18 protein-coding genes are annotated in these 17,944 nt (G+C 62.1%); 13 read left to right on the top strand and 5 right to left on the bottom strand.

What is annotated here, in order from left to right:
- Positions 1 to 14: 14 nt before the first annotated feature.
- Positions 15 to 173: an entericidin domain-containing protein gene (locus NDI72_RS18830; protein WP_113155552.1), complete on the bottom strand. Its 159-nt coding sequence runs from the start codon at positions 171 to 173 to the stop codon at positions 15 to 17.
- 49 nt (positions 174 to 222) lie between these two features.
- Between NDI72_RS18830 and NDI72_RS18825 the strand changes: the two genes are divergently transcribed.
- From NDI72_RS18825 to NDI72_RS18790, 8 genes are all read left to right on the top strand, one after another.
- The gene (locus NDI72_RS18825; protein ID WP_283801386.1) at positions 223 to 873 is read left to right on the top strand and encodes a DUF1638 domain-containing protein; all 651 of its coding nucleotides are present in this window, start codon (positions 223 to 225) and stop codon (positions 871 to 873) included.
- 68 nt (positions 874 to 941) lie between these two features.
- On the top strand, positions 942 to 1,571 hold the full coding sequence (locus tag NDI72_RS18820; RefSeq protein ID WP_283801385.1) for a DUF4893 domain-containing protein: 630 nt from the start codon (positions 942 to 944) through the stop codon (positions 1,569 to 1,571).
- Positions 1,572 to 1,713: 142 nt separating this feature from the next.
- Positions 1,714 to 2,331, top strand: a complete 618-nt coding sequence (locus tag NDI72_RS18815; RefSeq protein ID WP_224873593.1) for an exopolysaccharide biosynthesis protein — start codon at positions 1,714 to 1,716, stop codon at positions 2,329 to 2,331.
- Positions 2,332 to 2,490: 159 nt separating this feature from the next.
- On the top strand, positions 2,491 to 2,793 hold the full coding sequence (locus NDI72_RS18810) for a virulence factor (RefSeq protein ID WP_206543824.1): 303 nt from the start codon (positions 2,491 to 2,493) through the stop codon (positions 2,791 to 2,793).
- Positions 2,780 to 3,379: a methylenetetrahydrofolate reductase C-terminal domain-containing protein gene (locus tag NDI72_RS18805; RefSeq protein ID WP_206548834.1), complete on the top strand. Its 600-nt coding sequence runs from the start codon at positions 2,780 to 2,782 to the stop codon at positions 3,377 to 3,379. Before NDI72_RS18810 ends, NDI72_RS18805 begins: the two co-directional genes overlap by 14 nt.
- Positions 3,376 to 4,494, top strand: coding sequence for a methylenetetrahydrofolate reductase (locus tag NDI72_RS18800; protein WP_206548833.1), 1,119 nt, complete (start codon positions 3,376 to 3,378; stop codon positions 4,492 to 4,494). The genes NDI72_RS18805 and NDI72_RS18800 overlap by 4 nt, the downstream gene beginning before the upstream one ends.
- A 53-nt stretch (positions 4,495 to 4,547) precedes the next feature.
- Entirely contained in the window at positions 4,548 to 5,501 is a 954-nt protein-coding gene (locus NDI72_RS18795) for a methyltetrahydrofolate cobalamin methyltransferase (RefSeq protein ID WP_283801384.1), read from the top strand.
- Between the two features lie 72 nt (positions 5,502 to 5,573).
- Positions 5,574 to 7,628, top strand: a complete 2,055-nt coding sequence (locus NDI72_RS18790) for an ASKHA domain-containing protein (RefSeq protein ID WP_283801383.1) — start codon at positions 5,574 to 5,576, stop codon at positions 7,626 to 7,628.
- A 3-nt stretch (positions 7,629 to 7,631) separates the two neighbouring features.
- Here NDI72_RS18790 and ligD read toward each other — a convergent pair whose 3' ends face one another.
- Together ligD and NDI72_RS18780 are read right to left on the bottom strand one after the other, a co-directional pair.
- Positions 7,632 to 8,537 carry a non-homologous end-joining DNA ligase gene (gene ligD, locus NDI72_RS18785; RefSeq protein WP_283801381.1) on the bottom strand — a complete coding sequence of 302 codons (906 nt, stop codon included), beginning with the start codon at positions 8,535 to 8,537 and terminating at the stop codon, positions 7,632 to 7,634.
- Positions 8,538 to 8,557: 20 nt separating this feature from the next.
- Positions 8,558 to 9,457, bottom strand: coding sequence for a LysR substrate-binding domain-containing protein (locus NDI72_RS18780; RefSeq protein WP_283801380.1), 900 nt, complete (start codon positions 9,455 to 9,457; stop codon positions 8,558 to 8,560).
- A 128-nt stretch (positions 9,458 to 9,585) separates the two neighbouring features.
- Between NDI72_RS18780 and NDI72_RS18775 the strand changes: the two genes are divergently transcribed.
- The 4 genes from NDI72_RS18775 to NDI72_RS18760 all read left to right on the top strand — a co-directional run bounded on the left by NDI72_RS18775 (position 9,586) and on the right by NDI72_RS18760 (position 12,154).
- Positions 9,586 to 9,768 carry a hypothetical protein gene (locus NDI72_RS18775; protein ID WP_206543831.1) on the top strand — a complete coding sequence of 61 codons (183 nt, stop codon included), beginning with the start codon at positions 9,586 to 9,588 and terminating at the stop codon, positions 9,766 to 9,768.
- 456 nt (positions 9,769 to 10,224) lie between these two features.
- On the top strand, positions 10,225 to 10,365 hold the full coding sequence (locus NDI72_RS18770) for a hypothetical protein (protein ID WP_206543832.1): 141 nt from the start codon (positions 10,225 to 10,227) through the stop codon (positions 10,363 to 10,365).
- Positions 10,366 to 10,592: 227 nt separating this feature from the next.
- The gene (locus NDI72_RS18765) at positions 10,593 to 11,591 is read left to right on the top strand and encodes a GlxA family transcriptional regulator (RefSeq protein ID WP_113155563.1); all 999 of its coding nucleotides are present in this window, start codon (positions 10,593 to 10,595) and stop codon (positions 11,589 to 11,591) included.
- 77 nt (positions 11,592 to 11,668) lie between these two features.
- Positions 11,669 to 12,154 (top strand): SRPBCC family protein, encoded by a 486-nt coding sequence (locus NDI72_RS18760; RefSeq protein WP_113155564.1) that lies wholly within the window; start codon positions 11,669 to 11,671, stop codon positions 12,152 to 12,154.
- Between the two features lie 6 nt (positions 12,155 to 12,160).
- Here NDI72_RS18760 and NDI72_RS18755 read toward each other — a convergent pair whose 3' ends face one another.
- Both NDI72_RS18755 and NDI72_RS18750 read right to left on the bottom strand, forming a co-directional pair.
- Positions 12,161 to 13,003, bottom strand: coding sequence for a DUF1194 domain-containing protein (locus NDI72_RS18755; RefSeq protein WP_206554560.1), 843 nt, complete (start codon positions 13,001 to 13,003; stop codon positions 12,161 to 12,163).
- A 225-nt stretch (positions 13,004 to 13,228) separates the two neighbouring features.
- The gene (locus NDI72_RS18750; RefSeq protein WP_283801376.1) at positions 13,229 to 15,748 is read right to left on the bottom strand and encodes a GcvT family protein; all 2,520 of its coding nucleotides are present in this window, start codon (positions 15,746 to 15,748) and stop codon (positions 13,229 to 13,231) included.
- A 237-nt stretch (positions 15,749 to 15,985) separates the two neighbouring features.
- Here NDI72_RS18750 and NDI72_RS18745 point away from each other — a divergent pair, with 237 nt between their 5' ends.
- On the top strand, positions 15,986 to 17,713 hold the full coding sequence (locus NDI72_RS18745) for a hypothetical protein (RefSeq protein WP_283801375.1): 1,728 nt from the start codon (positions 15,986 to 15,988) through the stop codon (positions 17,711 to 17,713).
- Positions 17,714 to 17,944 lie beyond the last annotated feature (231 nt).

Here is a 17,944-nt window from a genome sequence, read left to right as displayed (position 1 = left end):
TGTTGCCCGAAATGTCAGTTGGCGGCGCGCACGACATTGCGACCGGCATTCTGGGTCGCATCGACCGCATTGGCCGTATCCTGACCGACGCCGCGGATCGTGTTGGCGCAGCCGGCTGCAGAGCCTGCGACCAGAACGAGGATCGCCAGACGGGAAAGAGTGGAAAGTTTCATGGTTTATCTCCCTCACGGATAGACCGCCCGAACAGACTGGGCCGCCACGATGAATGAACGCGCAAAACCGGAAAAAGTTCTCAGCCCCGCGAAAGTTCCCGTCCCGGAGCGCGTTCTTGTCATCGCTTGCGGGATGATTGCGCGCGAAATCCTTGCGGTGCGCGACCGCTACGGCTTCGACCATCTGGAACTCACCTGCCTGCCGGCGGAATTTCACTACCGTCCCGAGCGCATCGCGCCTGCCATGGACAAAGCCATCCGGGAGGCGCGTGCGCAGGGCTATCGCCACATTTTCGCGGGCTATGCCGATTGCGGCACGGGCGGCGGGCTCGACCGGGTTTGCGAAAAGCATGGGGTGGAACGCATAGAAGGCCCGCACTGCTTCGCCTTCTACCAGGGGCTTTCCCGCTTTGAAGCGGTTGCCGAGGCGGACATGCTCTCCTTCTACATGACGGATTTTCTCTGCCGCCAGTTCGACGCCTTCTTCATGAAGCCGATGGGGCTCGACCGGCACCCGGAGCTCATTCAGGACTTTTTCGGCAATTATCAAAAGCTTGTCTATCTGGCGCAAACGGAAGATCCTGCGCTTGAGGCCGTGGCGCAGAAGGCGGCGCGCCTGCTTTGCCTCGCTTATGAAAAGCGGCAAACCGGGTATGGCGACCTGCCGGCAGCCCTTGCGGGGGCGCTGCAAAAGCACTGACGCTTCGGAAACCGCCATGAAATGGTTACATTGGCGGTGCTTTGCTGACCTGCGTTCCGGAGAAACTCATGCACCGTCTCATCACCATTTCACTGGCGCTCGGCCTCATGGCCGGCGCGGCCAATGCCCAGTCGCTGGTTCAGGAAAAACTCGACATGGAGCGGGCCGGTTTTGAGAAAGACACGGTCGTACAGAAGATCACCTATCGCGATGCGGCGCGGCTTGATGCCTATGAGCGGATGCGCGGCGAGGCTTTCAAACAGGCCAGAGCCGGCGGCGCGGCAGAAGACATCGCGCTACTCGACGAGATAGACGGGCGGCAGAAGCGCTCCTTTCAGGGGCTCGACCTCTCCGGCGCGTGGCAATGCCGCACCATCAAGACCGGGGGGCTTGCGCCACTCATCGCCTATGGCTGGTTCGGGTGCGAGGTCAGCGACGACGGATCGGGCTGGTTCTTTGAAAAGCTGACCGGATCGCAGCTGACGGACGGCCATTTTTTCGACGATGGCGATTCGCGCATGATCTATCTCGGCGTCTTTTCGGTGAGCGGCGATCAACCGCCCGCCTATGGCGCAGGGCGCGACACCGATCAGGTGGGCTATGTTTTCCGCGACGGCGAAGCGCAATGGCGCATTGAATTTCCAGCGCCGGAGCGAGAATCCATCCTCGACATCATGGAAATTCGACGGGCGCAATAACATATCGGATGGGGGCGGAAGCTTGCAGCCATTGTCATGAAGGCTTAACGGCATTCGAACAAGACTGTTTGACGTCCCCTTTGGGATTCGCAGGGCGGGCAAGACGAGTACGATGAAAGCTGAGGGAACGGACTTGGACACGGTGTTGGGCGCACCGCCCGCTGAGCTGCCGCCGCGCCGGCTGTCGCGCATTTTCCGCGACCTGGCAAAACGTGCAGAAGACAAGGTTTCCATCGGCGAAATCCGCCAGGCGCTCGGCGATCGCAGCTTTGCGACGCTTTTCGTGTTCTTCGCCTGCCTCAATCTCCTGCCTTTCCCGCCCGGCAGCACGGTGATCCTGGGACCGCCGCTGGTGCTGATTGCGATCCAGATGGTGATGGGCAACCGTACCGTCTGGCTGCCCAACTTCCTGCTCAACAAATCCATCGGGGCCGACAAGTTTCGCCATATGAGCGAGCGCTTCATTCCCCGGCTGATCCTCGTCGAACGGCTGATCAAGCCGCGTTACTGGCCGTTTGCGCGGGACCATGCAGACCGGGTCATAGGCCTCATTGCGCTGGTTCTCTCGATTGCGGTGACGCTGCCGATTCCGCTCGGCAACTGGTTCCCGGCCTTTTCCTGCGTGCTGGTGGGCCTCGCGCTTTCGGAGCGTGACGGCATCCTTCTCAGCATCGCCATCACATGCGGCGTGCTTTCGCTTCTGGTGATTGCCGGCGTCGTGGTCGGCGCCAGCATGATGGCCGGCGCCGTGATGCACTAGATCGCCCTTGTGCGTCCCACAGGACGCATAAAGGACGATCCGGACTGTTGCCGTTCCACCTTCTTCCACGTCGCATTTGAATGCGCGCGCGTCGCCCGCCAGCAAGCGGGCGCGCAGTGCATTCGGCAATGCTGAAAACGGAGGAAGGAACAAGCGCTTATGGCCAATCTGATCGTGGTATACTGGCGTGATATCCCCGCGCAGGTGATCGTCCGGAAAGGACGGCAGAACGCCAGGCGCGAACTGCCGCTGCGCTTCACCGAGGCGATAGACATGTGCGCCATGCGGGTGGGCGCGCGCGACAGCGACGCCTATCTGGCCGAGTGGCGGCGCGGCGATCCGGTTTCCGTCAGCGACGATCTGGAGGCGGAAGCCGACAGAGCACTCGAAACCATCGAGCGCGATTATGACAGGGCGCGCCTCGTGGCGCTCGTCAAGGCAGGCGGTCATGACGGGAAATGACAGCACAAAAACGACCACGGTAACCCAGGCGACGCTGGTTAAGAAAACCCGCGAGCGGCTTGCCTACCGGCCGGCTGACGTGTCGCCGCTGCGGCGTGTGCAAAGACGCTACACGATGCGGCGCTGGTCGGTTCGGCATGCGCGGTTTCTCGAATGGGTCTATGCGCGCTTCTCCAGCCTGTTTCTGGCGCTGCATCCGTTCTGGAACGCCGTCGGCTATGCGCGGGCTGAAAAGCCGGTAAAATTTGTTGAACGGCAGGTGAAGGGCCTGATGTTCGACTGCCGCATGTGCGGCCAGTGCATCCTCTCCTCCACCGGCATGTCGTGCCCGATGAACTGCCCGAAACAGTTGCGCAACGGCCCCTGCGGGGGCGTGCGGGCCAATGGGCACTGCGAGGTGGAGCCGGACATGCCCTGCGTGTGGGTGAAGGCCTGGGAAGGCGCACAGGCAATGCGGAATGGCGATGCGATCCTCGACGTGCAGAAGCCCGTGGATCAGTCACTGCGGGAGAGCTCGGCCTGGCTGCGGGTGACGGCGCGGGCCGCACAGGAACGCGAAAATGCAGCCGGGAGCAGTGCCGCATGAGCCCGCGCCCGCCGCAGATCGATGAGAACCCCGAAGGCGTCGACCTGCCGCTGGAGCCCCTGCCCGGCCACGCCTCGCGCGGGCGGCTGGAACGCGTTCTGCGGCGCGGCGAATTTGCGGTGACAGCAGAGCTGAACCCGCCCGACAGCGCCAATGCGCAGGATGTCTACGAGCGGGCGGCGATCTTCGACGGCTGGGTGGACGGCATCAACGCGGTGGATGCGTCGGGCGCGAACTGCCACATGTCGTCCATGGGCATCTGCGCGCTGCTGACGCGCATGGGCTACGCCACCATCATGCAGATCGCCTGCCGCGACCGGAACCGCATCGCCATTCAGGGCGACGTGCTGGGGGCCGCGGCCATGGGCGTGAGCAACATCATGTGCCTTACGGGCGATGGCGTGCAGGCCGGCGATCAGCCGGGCGCAAAACCCGTGTTCGACCTCGACTGCATGTCGCTTCTGGAAACCGTTCGGACCATGCGCGACGAGGAGAAATTCCTGTCGGGCCGCAGGCTCACCACGCCGCCGGCGGTGTTTCTCGGCGCGGCGATCAATCCGTTCGCGCCGCCCTGTGACTTTCGCCCCCAGCGGCTCGCCAAGAAGATCGCCGCCGGCGCACAGTTCGTGCAGAGCCAGTATTGCTACGATGTGCCGATGCTGAGGGAATACATGAAGCGCGTGCGCGACATGGGGCTTGATGAAAAATGCTTCATCCTTGTGGGTGTCGGCCCGCTCGCATCGGCAAAGACGGCACGCTGGATCCGCACCAATGTGCCGGGCGTGCACATTCCCGACGCCGTGATCGCACGGCTTGAAGGGGCCGAAAACCAGAAAGAGGAAGGCAAGCGCCTGTGCATCGACATCATCAATGAGGTGAAGGAGATCGAAGGCGTTTCCGGCGTTCATGTCATGGCCTACCGGCAGGAGGAGTTCGTGGCCGAGATCGTGCACGATTCAGGCGTCCTGAAAGGCCGCAGGCCATGGAAGCGCGAGCCCGGTCTGGACGATGCGCTGGTCGCCGAAAGGCTCGACCATATTCTGCATGACAACCCGAGCGAACGGCCCGTGGAGATGGTGAAAGACGCCAGCGAAACGAGTGTCGATACGAATTGAGATCATCGATCAGCGACATGAAGCGCGTTTCATGTCTCCCAGGAGGACAGTGAATGACCCGAACCATCGTCGCCTCTGCCACAAAGGAAGTCGTGATCGGCTTCGACCAGCCCTTTTGCGTGATCGGCGAGCGCATCAACCCGACCGGGCGCAAGAAGCTCGCCGCAGAGATGGTCGCAGGCAATTTCGAGACGGTGAAGAATGATGCGCTGGCGCAAGTTGCGGCCGGTGCAACCATGCTGGACGTGAATGCCGGTGTGACGGCGGTCGATCCCAACGCCACCGAACCCGGCCTTCTGGTGCAGACGCTGGAGATCGTGCAGGAGCTGGTGGACGTGCCGCTCTCCATCGACTCTTCCGTTTCCGCCGCCATCGAGGCCGGGCTCAAGGCTGCCAGGGGGCGTCCGCTGGTGAATTCGGTGACGGGCGAAGAAGAGAAGCTGGAAGCCATCCTGCCCCTGATCAAGAGATACGATGTGCCGGTGGTCGCCATTTCCAATGACGAAACCGGCATTTCGGAAGATCCCGATGTGCGCTTCGAAGTGGCGAAGAAGATCGTCCAGCGCGCCGCCGATTTCGGCATTCCCGCGCATGACATCGTTGTCGATCCGCTGGTGATGCCGATCGGCGCCATGGGCACGGCCGGCCAGCAGGTGTTCCGGCTGCTCAGGCGGCTGCGCGAGGAATTGAAGGTGAACACCACCTGCGGGCTTTCCAACATCTCGTTCGGCCTGCCGCACAGGCACGGCATCAATGCCGGTTTCATTCCGATGGTGATCGGGGCCGGCATGACGAGCGCCATCATGAACCCCTGCCGCCCGCAGGAAATGGAGATGGTGCGTGCAGCCAATGTGCTGAACGGCACGGACCCCAACTGCTCCCGCTGGATCATGACCTATCGCGACCATCAGCCTGCCGCGGCCGGAGCAGCGCCCCCCGCTGCAGCACCTGCCTCGGGCAGCGGGCGGCGGCGCGGCGGTCGCGAGGCGCGCCGCGCACGGGAGTGAGATAACCTTGGACATACCGACATGCATAAGGGCATCGGACATGACACAGGCTCCCGGCATGCGGGGATGGCCATGAGCCAGGACCCGCTCGTTCTCTTCATGCCGTCGGGCAAGCGCGGGCGCTTTCCCAAAGGCACGACAATTCTGGACGCGGCGCGACAGCTTGGCGTCTATGTGGAGAGCGTATGCGGTGGCCGCGCCACATGCGGGCGATGCCAGATCGAGGTTCAGGAAGGCCAATTCGCAAAGCACAGGATCACGTCCTCCGAGGATCACATCTCGAAGGTCGGCCCGCGCGAGGCGCGCTATGCGGAGAAACGCGCCATGCCGGCGGGACGCCGCCTCTCCTGTTCGGCAACTGTCGAGGGCGATCTCGTCATCGACGTGCCGCAGGATGCCGTCATCAACGCGCAGGTGGTGCGCAAGGACGCCGACACCCGCGTCATCGAGCGCCGCCCGGCAATGCACCTTTGCTATGTCGAGGTGGAAGAACCCGACATGCACAGGCCGCTCGGCGATCTCGACCGGCTGAAGGCAGCGCTCCAGAAGGACTGGGGCTTTGGGCGCATGGAAGTGGATGCACACCTGCTGGCGCAGGTTCAGGGCATACTGCGCGCCGGCCAGTGGGCGGTCACCGCAGCCGTGCATCAGGATACCGAAGACGACATTCCAAGGCTGGTGGCGCTGTGGCCGGGACTGAAGAACGAAGCCTATGGGCTTGCCTGCGACATCGGCTCCACGACCATCGCCATGCATCTCGTCTCGCTTCTGTCGGGCCGCGTGGTGGCGTCTGCCGGCGCGTCGAACCCGCAGATCCGGTTTGGCGAAGACCTGATGAGCCGGGTTTCCTATGTGATGATGAACCCGGACGGGCGCGAGGCCATGACGCGCGCCGTGCGGCAGGAAATCTCGAAACTGGTGCAGAAAGTGGCGGACGATGGCGGCATCGAACGGCATGACATTCTCGATGCGGTGTTCGTCGCCAACCCCATCATGCACCACCTGTTTCTGGGGATCGACCCGACGGAACTGGGCGGCGCGCCCTTCGCGCTGGCCGTGTCGGGCGCGGTGAAGCTCAAGGCCGACGATCTCAGGCTGAAGCTCAACCCCGGTGCGCGAACCTATCTCCTGCCCTGCATCGCCGGCCATGTGGGCGCGGACGCTTCTGCCGTGACGCTGGCAGAAGGTCCGCACCGGCAGGACGAGATGATGCTGATTGTCGATGTGGGCACCAATGCGGAGATCGTGCTTGGCAACCGGGCGCGCGTGGTGGCTGCCTCCTCGCCGACAGGCCCTGCCTTCGAGGGCGCCGAGATTTCCGCCGGCCAGCGCGCCGCCCCCGGCGCCATCGAGCGGGTGCGCATCGACCGCGAAACACTCGCTCCGCGCTATCGCGTGATCGGCTGCGATCTCTGGTCGGACGAGCCCGGCTTTGCCGAAGCGCTGGGCGAAACCGGCGTAACCGGCATTTGCGGTTCGGGCATCATCGAGGTGATTGCGGAGATGTATCTGAGCGGCATCATCTCGGAAGATGGCGTGGTGAACGGAGCACTGGCAGAGACGAACCCGCGCATCATCGCCGAGGGACGCACCTTCTCCTACGTTCTGAAGGAGAGCGGACCACGGCTGACCGTGACCCAGAACGATGTGCGGGCGATCCAGCTCGCCAAGGCCGCACTCTATGCAGGCATCAGGCTTTTGATGGAAAAGCAGGCGGTGGCGACGGTGGACACGATCCGCTTTGCCGGTGCATTCGGCTCCTTCATCGATCCGCTTTACGCCATGGTGCTGGGGCTCATTCCCGATTGCGACCCCGACCGGGTTTCAGCTGTGGGCAATGCTGCGGGCACCGGCGCGCGCATGGCGCTTTTGAACCGCGACCACCGGCGCGAAATCGAGGAGACGGTGAAGCGCATCGAAAAGATCGAGACGGCGCTGGAGCCGAAATTCCAGGAGCATTTCGTGCACGCCATGGCGCTGCCCAACAAGATCGACGCCTTTCCCAGGCTGGCCGAACGGGTTTCCCTGCCGCCACGACAGCTGGCGGATGCGCAAAACGGCGATGGCGAAGCGCGCCCGCGCAGACGCTCACGCGAAGAACGCGCGGCGCGGCGGCGGCGCGACTGAGTATCAGCCGGCGTCAACCGCGCTGAGCATGTCCGCAGTGATGGACTGACGCCAGCGGGCGCTTTCAGCCCAGGGATCAGGCCCGGAGAGACGTTCTGCCATATCGGCAAGCGTGAAGGCGTTTGCGGCTTCGATGCTTTTCAGTTCCGCCCATGAAACGGGCGTCGCCACCGGCGCGCCGGGCCTTGCCCGTGTCGAATAGGGGGCGATGGCGGTTGCGGCGCGCTCATTGCGCAGCCAGTCGACAAAGACCCGCCCTGTCCGTTTCTCTTTGGAGGCTTCCGCCAGAAAGCGATCCGGCTCGTCCTTTGACAGTTTGCGCGCGAAGCCGCGTGCAAAACGCTTCACATCAGGCCATTCGCGCCGGCGCTCCAGCGGCGCGACCACGTGAATGCCCTTGCCGCCGGTCAGGAGCGGCTGACTTTCAAGGCCGAGATCGGAAAGCCGCGTGCGCACGGCGAAGGCGGCGCTGCGAACGGCAGCGAAATCCAGTTCTTCATCCGGATCGAGATCGAAAACCAGCCGGTCCGGCGCGTCGAGACGGTCAATGCGCGATCCCCAGACATGGAACTCCAGCGTGCTCATCTGCACGGCGGCGATGATTCCGGCGAGATCGTCAATATGGAGATAGTCGTCGCGCTCGCCGCTCTTCTCGGTGATCTCCATGCGCCCGACCGCTTCGGGAAAGCCCTTGCCGCCATGGCGCTGGAAGAAGCAGGGACTGCCCTGCCCGTCCGGGCAGCGCACGAGGCTGACGAGGCGCTTTTCAACATGCGGGAGCATGCGTCCTGCGACACGCTCATAATGGCGCGCCAGATCCAGCTTGCTGATGCCGGCCTCGCCAAACAGCGCCTTGTCGGGGCTGGAGAGCGCAATGCCGGCAAGCTGCGGCCGATCATCCGAACGCATCGTATATGGCCTCCCCGCGATCAGGACCGATTGTCCTCCACGAAGGCATCGAAGGTGGAGCGGATGTGGTCGGCTGCAGCCTTTACCGGCGCGGAAGCGTCGGGCGCGACGACCATGCCGATGTGATAATTGCCAAGTTTCGGCAGCCCGTCCTTGACGCCCAGTTCCACCAGATCTCCGTGCAGGAAGGATTTGGGAAGCGGCGCGATGGCGAGATCGGAAAGGATGGCGGCGCGCTGGCCTGCCGTATGGGCGCTCATATAGGCGATGCGATAATCGCGGCCGTCTTTTTCCATGGCCTTCAGCGCGCCGGCGCGCCAGGCGCAGCCCTCTTCCCAGATGGAGAGCGGCAAGGGTTCGCGCAGATGGGCGCTTCCGCCCTTTGCGCCGGCCCAGACGATGGGCTCGGTGTAGACGATCTGCACGCCGTTTTCAGCGGAGTCGTCCGTGCATGTGAGTAGGGTGAGATCAAGTTGCCGGTTGGCCATGCGCTTGCGCAGATTGAAGCTCTGGTCGATGACCACGTCAACGGCAATGGCAGGATGGGTTTCTGCAAAACGTTTCAGGACGTTTGGCAGGATGCGCTCGCCGTAATCGTCCGGCGATCCTAATCGTACGATGCCGCTGATGTCGGGCATGACGAATTTCGAGACGGCTTCACGGTTTAACGCCAGGAGCCTTCTGGCGTAGCTTAATAATAACTCGCCGTCGGAGGTGAGCGATACCGAACGCGCGTCACGCACGAAGACCGAGCGCCCGAGCATTTCCTCAAGCTTCTTGATCTGCATCGAAACCGCCGATGGCGTGCGGAAGACGGCGTTGGACGCCGCAGTGAAACTGCCCGTTTCCGCAATCGCGACGAAGGTTCGCAGAACGTCCAGCTCCAATAAGGGAACGGGATGATTGACGGGAGCATTCATGGCGTTCTCCATTCAATAACTTTGAACGAAAGCATCATTCGATTGTGTTTGATTGAACATCAACCTTGCGGCATAGTCAACAGCGTCAGGCAACGACGAGAGGCGAAAGCCAACCAAAGGAGAAGACGATGTCTGTTTTCACACGCGTCAATCATTTTGTCCGTCACTACCGCACAGCCCTCAACCGCCGCCGCACCGAGCGTCTGATCGGCACATTGCCGGCAGAGATCCGCAAGGATATCGGCTGGCCCAGCCAGTATACGGGCCTTCAATCGGATGGTCAGGACAACCGCGGCATCTCGCGGCTCTGAACAACGGGGCATCAAACAGGAGTGCGTTCAATGATATCGCTGGGAAAAGCCCTGAAAGCGGTGCGTGATTTCGCGATTGAATTCGACGCAATGACGCATCATGCAAAATACGGCCTCCGTCCAACGGAGAAGAAGAACGCGTCGTCGACCAGACACGCGGACTGAGATGGCCAAATCCGCCACGCGCTTAGTTGCACCCGCAGCCAGACCATCCCTGCATTGAAAGACCCCGGCCAAACCACCGGGGTCTTTTTTGTCTCCGGTGGCACTGAAAACACGACGATTTCGCCGGAAATGTCGTTTTCCCGGCGGAGCGCTTCGCATTTCCCATGCAACAGCGCCCGCGCAGCGGTTAGTTTCCCGCCATCGAACGAGCGACCCCATTCCATCACGCATGGAAGGCGCCCGGTGAGAGCCGACTGTCCTTTCGATATTGCTGTTTCCATGGAGCGCAGGATGAAGCTTTTCGCACGCATTTTCCGCCGCAGGCGGGTTTCCAATCCGAACACGGTTTTCGCACGCCAGCGGCTTGGCAGGACCATGCCCGGCGAAACCGGCGCGCTGGCCGGCGCGCGTTTCGGATTTCTGGTGAACTGAGTTCCCCGACCCGGTTACCCCATCCGTTTCAGAGCCACCGTCCGACACGCGGAACGGTGGCTTTTTCGTTCTACCGTTTAAGAATTCGCCACGAAACAGTTGGGTTGGGCGCACATAAAGCTGGGACTGCCCGCGCCTGCCGCATTGACAGAAAACCCTTTTCCTGATGACGCTTTGACGACAGCAGCATGATGAGGAGAGAGCATCATGCGCGATCGGGAGGCAATATGGCGGAAGAGCATAGCTGCAAGCGGTCCATCGTTTTCTTTCTGATCCCCGACTTCACCATGATGGCGTTTGCCGCGGCGCTTGAGCCGTTGCGCGCCGCCAACCGCATGGCGGGCTACGCGGCCTATCAATGGCGGCTGGCGAGTGCCGATGGCCTGCCGGTGCGCGCATCGAACGGTGTTGAAGTGGCCGTCAGCTCGTCATTGGCCGATGAACGGCGGATGATGACCGGCCATGAACGCCCCTCGATGGTGATCGTGTGCAGCGGCCTCAATGTCGAGGATTACAGCGACAAGACCGTGTTTGCCTGGCTGCGCGAGGAATACAATCGCGGTGTGACCCTGGGCGGGCTTTGCACGGCCGCCCATGTGCTCGCCAGCGCCGGCCTTCTGACCGACAGGCGCTGCGCGATCCATTGGGAAAACCTGCCGGGCTTTGCAGAAAAGTTCCCGCGCGCCAATGTCTATGCGGATCTGTTCGAGACCGAAGCGAACATCTACACCTGCGCCGGCGGCACCGCCGCCATGGACATGATGCTCAAGCTGATCGGCGAGGATTTTGACGAGAACCTGATCAACCGCGTCTGCGAGCAGTTACTTACCGACCGGGTGCGCAGCCCCTCCGACCGCCAGCGCCTGCCGCTGAGAGCCCGGCTCGGCGTTCAGAACTCGAAGGTTCTGACCATTATCGAACTGATGGAGGCCAATCTCTCCGAGCCGCTTTCGCTGGTGCAGGTGGCGGAGACTGTCGGGCTTTCCCGCCGCCAGATCGAACGGCTTTTCCGGCAGGAGATGGGGCGTTCTCCGGCGCGCTATTATCTCGAAATCCGGCTCGACCGCGCGCGGCATCTCCTCATCCAGTCTTCCCTGCCGGTGGTGGAGGTGGCAGTCGCCTGCGGCTTCGTCTCGGCATCGCATTTCTCCAAATGCTACCGCGAACTCTACGCGCGCTCGCCGCAGCAGGAGCGCGCCGACCGAAAGCAGCTTCTGGTCGCCTGAGCGAAAAAATCCGCCGGGCGTGTCGGATCGGGCCGCTCTCATTCGTTTCTCGAATATCAGAAGCAGGAGACACAGCGATGACCGAGACAATCGACGTAAAGCCCGAAACCGAACATGAACTGGTGCTGGCGCGCATCATCGCAGCGCCGCGCGAAAAGATTTTCCGCGCCTGGACCGATCCGGAAATCCTGAAACAATGGTTCGTGCCGAAACCATGGACCATTGCCAGGGCCGAGCTCGATGTGCGTCCGGGTGGCAAATCGCTGATCGTGATGCGCGATCCGGAGGGAAACGAATATCCCAATCCCGGCGTCTTTCTTGAGGTGGTGGAGAACGAGAAGATCGTGACCACGGACGCCTACACCGATGCGTGGACGCCTGCGGCCAAACCCTTCATGACCATGATCCTGACGCTTGAAGATGCGGGCGAAGGAAAGACCCGCTACATTGCCCGCGCCCTCCACTGGTCTGCCGAAGACGTCGCAGCGCATGAGAAGATGGGGTTTCACGAAGGCTGGGGCCAATGTGCAGAACAGCTGGAAGAGGTCGCCGCAAGACTCTGAATCGACTCACGGATCGGTCCACATCCAGGAGCGGTCCTGCCACATCTTTTCGCCGATCAGGCAATCATAGATGTCGTGATAGCGGGCGCGGATCACCGGTGGGCGCTCGCCGGGCGCACCGGCCAGCTCCAGAACCAGCTTGCGCCGGATCGCCTCTGGAAACTGCGCCCATTCATTGACCGGCACCACAAAAGCACCCGGCCCTCCAATCACGCATTCGCGGTAATAGGCGTCCAGATCCTCGACATCGAAACGGGTGGTGAGCCCGCCATTGGTCATGAGCGGCAGGCCATTGATGGTTATGCCGAGCGCCACCAGCCGGTCGCGGGCCGGAACGACCGGGCCGCCCTGATTGTTGGGGCCGTCGCCGGAAATGTCGACCACGCGCCGCAGGCTGCGAAAACCGCTTTCGGCCAGAAGATCGCCGGCGAAATCGAGCGCACCTGAAATCGAGGTGCGCCGCGCGCTGCCCGGCGGATTGGACGAGAGACGGGCAGCGAAGCCGGCCGCGTCTTCGACGGAAGCGATGCGGGTCCAGGGCACGACAACCCGCTGCGAGTAGTTGCCCGCCCATTCGAAATAGGTGACCGCGATCTTGCCGTGCAGGCCGCTCAGAATGGCCTTGATGACGTCTTCATGCGTCATGGCCTCGGCATAGCCGCGCCGCTGGATCTCCAGCTCGCCCGCCGACATGGAAAGGGAGACATCCACGGCGAGGACGAGCTGGACATCGACAGCCTCCTGCGCATCTGCGGGCCGGTTGCCCGCAAGAAGAGCACAAGAGAGCGCCAGGAGAGCGGCCAGAAAACCGCCATTCGTGAAGCGCCGGGGCTTTGACGAAATGGACATACCCCAGTTTAAACCATGCACAGGGCATCAAAAATCAGGCAATTGGACGTAGTCGCCTAACAACTCGGCTGGATCGCCGTGCGTCCATTTGGACGCACAAAGAATGATCTACATCATTGAAGGAGCATCCCTGTAACCGAAAACCGGATTCCACTTTTCGGTCTGATGCTCCTGATCGCTGGATAAAAAAAAGCGCGCTCAAGGCGCGCTTTCTTCCAACTTTATTCAACCATCGGTTCGCAAGGCTGCATTCTCCGGGTCGAACGGACTTTCGCCGATCACCCGGGCGGGATGCAGATCACCAAGGATTTTGATCTCCAGTTCCGTGCCCTCGGCCGCATGTTCCGGGCGCACCATGGCGAGCGCCAAGCTTTTTCCCACACGCCAACCATAGCCGCCATGGGTGGCGCGGCCCACCAGTTCACCGGCCCTGTAGATCGCCTCATTGCCGCGCGCATCGGCATCGCGCACGCCGCCGATTTCCAGCGTGACATAGTTCCAGCCAAGCCCCGCATCGCGCTGCTTGAGCAGAGCCTCACGGCCAATGAATTCGCCCTTGTCCGGATGGACGAAACGGTCGAGCCCGCTTTCCCACGCCGTGTATTCGATGGAGAGTTCGCGCGGGATCAGGCGATAACTCTTCTCGATAGCCATGGAGGTCATGGCGCGGATGCCGAAGGGGCGAATGCCGAACGCCGCACCGGCCTCCATGATGAGATCGAAGATAAGGTTCTGCTGCTCGATGGGATGGTGCAGTTCCCAGCCCAGTTCGCCGACGAAATTCACGCGCAGCGCATGGGCGCTCGCCCGGCCAATGGAGACCGGCTTTCCCGAAAGCCACGGGAAGTCAGCATTGGAAAGCCCGGTGCGGGTGAGCTTTGCCAGAACATCGCGGCTTTTCGGACCGGCAAGAACGAAGACGCCATATTGCTGCGTGATGGGTTGCAGGACGACCGAGCCATCGTCAGGCAGAAGCTTGAACAGCACGTCGTGGTCATGCGCCTCGTAAGCGCCGGCGGAGACCAGATAGAAACGGCCGGGCTTCCACTCATAAACGGTGAACTCGGACCGCACGCCGCCATTCTTCGTCAAGAGATGGCAGAGCGCCACACGGCCACGCTTCTTTGGAATACGGTTGGCAAAAATACTGTCGAGCCAGGCCCTTGCGCCCGATCCCGAAACCTCGATCTTGGCGAAGGCCGACATATCGAGCAGGCCGACATTCTCGTGAACACTCTTCACTTCACTGCCGACATGCTCGAAATAGTTGGAGCGGCGGAAGGACCATTTCTCCACCACGCGGCCATCTTCAAGCGCCGGCGCATGATTGTGCTTGAGAAGCACATCCGCACCGACGCCAAGGTCGTTTTCGGGCACTTCATAGCCCTCGGGCGCGAACCAGTTGGGCCGCTCCCAGCCATAGACGGAACCGAACACGGCTCCCAGCGCCTTCATCCGGTCATAGCTCGGCGTGGTCTTGAGCGGACGCGCCGCCGAACGCTCCTCGTCGGGATAGTGAACGGTGAAGACATTGGCATAGGCCTCCTCGTTTTTCTCGCGCAGATAGCCCTCGGTGGCATAGGGGCCGAAACGGCGCGGGTCGACGCCCATCATGTCGATGGAGGGTTCGCCCTCGACGATCCATTCGGCAAGCTGCCAGCCTGCACCGCCAGCCGCCGTGACGCCGAAGGAATGGCCCTCATTCAGCCAGAAATTCTTGAGCCCCGGCGCGGGGCCGATGATGGGGGAGCCGTCGGGCGTATAGGCGATGGCGCCATTGTAGATCTTCTTGATGCCCACCTCGCCGAAGGCCGGAACACGCTCGATCGCCGTTTCCACATAGGGCATGAGGCGTTCGAGATCTTCCTGAAACAGCTCGTATTCGCTGTCGTCGGTCGGGCCGTCCACATAGCAGCAGGGCGCACCGACTTCGTAAGGCCCAAGCAGGAGGCCGCCATTCTCCTCGCGCATGTACCAGGAGGAATCGCTCTCGCGCAGGACGCCCATTTCCGGCAGGCCTTCCTTTTTGCGCGCGACAATGGCCGGATGCGGTTCGGTGACGATGTATTGGTGCTCGACCGGGATCACCGGCACGTCGAGCCCGACCATGGCCCCGGTCCTGCGGGCAAAATTGCCGGTGCAGGAGATAACGTGTTCGCAGGCAATCTCGCCCTTGTCGGTGGTCACGGTCCATGTCCCGTCATCGCCCTGCGCAATCGCCGTGACGGCGGTGTTGCGATAGATGGTTGCGCCGAGATCCCGCGCGCCCTTGGCGAGCGCCTGCGTCAGATCGGCAGGCTGGATATAGCCATCGTCAGGATGCTGGATCGCGCCAAGGAGCCCGTCGGTCTCGCAAAGCGGCCAGATCTCCTTCACCTGTTCGGGCGTCAGGATGTTGACCGGAATGCCGATGGTTTCGGCAATGCCGGCATAGTACATGTACTCGTCCCAGCGATCCTTCGTGCGCGCCAGACGAATGTTGGAGCATTGGGTGAAACCGACATTCATGCCGGTTTCCTCCTGAAGCTCCTGATAGAATTTCACCGAGTATTTGTGGATCTGGCCGACCGAATAGCTCATGTTGAACAGCGGCAGCAGACCGGCGGCATGCCAGGTGGAACCGGAAGTGAGCTCCTTGCGCTCGACCAGAACGACATCCGACCAGCCCTTTTTGGCAAGATGATAGAGCGTGGACACGCCCACCACGCCACCGCCGATGACAACCGCCCGCGCCTTCGTCTTCATGGTCTCTCACTCCCTCGATCGCACTCCGGCCAACCGCGCAGGCAGGCTGGATGACACCTTGACCCTGACCGATCCTAGTCCGCCAAAGTCTTTGCCTCTTTGCCTGAATGCGACATTGCCGAAACGGCGCGCGCCATTAAGCAAAAGCGCCAATCAGGCTGCCAGATTAACTTCTTCTGATCGCCTCTTCTGTAGAAACGACGCGACGACAGGCAGAAGGCACCCCGGGGGCACGACATGGCAACGGCAGTAGAACACGGCACGGCGGCAGGGCAGCGCATGCGCCTGACAAGTCCGATCGCCATCCTCGGCATGACGGCCATCGCCATGGCGGTCGTTTTGATGCTGCCGCTCAACGTGCCCATCGGGCCGATGTACTGGGATCTCTTCATCTATTTCGATGCGGCCAACCGGATCTTTTCCGGGCAGGTTCCGGCAACCGATTTCTTCGCTCCTGTGGGACCGCTCGGCTATTATCTGTTCGCCGGCGGCGTGAAACTCTTCTCGAACGCCCAGCCGCTGCTTCTGGTGCACTGGTCGCTCTTCGTTGTGACCGCACCGCTGATGGCGCTGGCGCTGTGGCAGGTCGACAGGACGTCACGCGGTGTTTCTCTGGCGCTGCTCCTGCCCTTCCTCGCCTTTGCCGTTCTGCCCTTCAACACACGCGAGTTCTATCCGTTTCCGGGTTCGGACGGGTTCGCCGTCTACAACCGGCAGATCTGTCAGCTTCTCTATGTACTGACGGTGGCGCTCGTTTATCTGCGCGACCAGCGCCTGCTGCTCATCTCCATCGTGGCAGGCATGACGGCGCTGTTCCTGACCAAGATCACCGGCTTTGCCTCAGGCGGCATTCTGTGCGCCTTCGCCTTTGCGGCAGGGCGCGTGCAGCTCCGCACGGCCATCGCCTCGGCGCTGATCTTCTTCGCCATTCTGGGCGTTCTGCAACTGTGGAACGGCATCACCCTCGCCTATATCAACGATATTCTGGCGCTCGTGGTGATGAACGAAGGCAGCCTCCTGCCCCGCTTCCTGCAGGCGGCATCGCACACATTCGGCATCGTGGTGCCGGCGGGGCTTCTGGCGCTGTTCATGCTCTACCGGGACCGCGCGACACTCACAGAAACCCTGCGCAGCAAGCCACGCCTTCAGGCCATTGCGCGCTTCCTCGATCATGACGCTTTCTGGATCATGGTGGTGCTTTTTGCAGGCATCTTCTTCGAGACGCAGAACACCGGCAGCCAGGCGCTGATCTTCATCTGGCCGGTGCTTCTGCCGGTCCTGATGCGGCTCTGGCAGAGCGATGCACCGCGCAGCGCCTTCATCGCCGCCGGCCTGCTTGCCGCCGCTGCAGCACTTCCGCCAGTGGTGAACACCGCCGAGCGGGCCGCACGCACCTATGTCGGCGCGATCAAGAACGTGACGATGCCAAGCGAAAATTTGAAGACACTTGGCCGCCTCAACATGCGTCCGGAAATCCTCGCACGGGCGGAGAAGATGATGGGCTTTTACGCGAAGCATCGCGAGACCTATGCGGACTTCATCCGCATTCAGGAACTGCCCTCCTATGTGTTCTACTCGGAATTCGATTTCCAGATCGCGCATCTGATGGCCATCGACGAGGCCATCACCGCGATCCGCGAACTGGAGGCGGAACAGGGCGTCACCTTCGACACGGTCATGAACCTCAATTTCGTGAACCCCTTCCCCTGGCTGATGGACAGGGAAGCGCCACGGCACGTCTCCATCGGCGCGGACCCGACCCGCACCGTGCCCCCGCCGGACGCCGAGGCGCTGGAGGCGGTGCGCGAAGCCGATCTCATTCTGCACCCCACCTGCCCGCTGACGACCGCGAATGCAGACCTCCTGGCGCTCTACGCGCCCGCCATCGAGGACCATGAGCAGATCACGCTCAATGAGTGTTTCGACGCCTATCTGAGCCCGCTTATGGCGGACCGGATCGAATAGGCGCAGCAGTTTTCTTCGAGGCTGGGTGCAGGCCCCTCATCCGCCTGCCGGCACCTTCTCCCCGCTCGCGGGAGAAGGAAGCGTTGCTGTTGTTCAGTGCCAAGCGCCCCCGTCCTTCGACAAGCTCAGGATGAGGGCTGTTGAGTTGATGACGCCCGTAAATACAACGGTTCGGAATGAACCACACCGCAAGCCCAGTAGTCCTCATCCTGAGCTTGTCGAAGGACGGGG

It is taken from the genome of Nitratireductor sp. GZWM139, assembly GCF_030068685.1.
GTDB classification, from domain to species: domain Bacteria; phylum Pseudomonadota; class Alphaproteobacteria; order Rhizobiales; family Rhizobiaceae; genus Nitratireductor; species Nitratireductor aquimarinus.
This window is presented reverse-complemented; position numbering and strand designations above follow the sequence as displayed.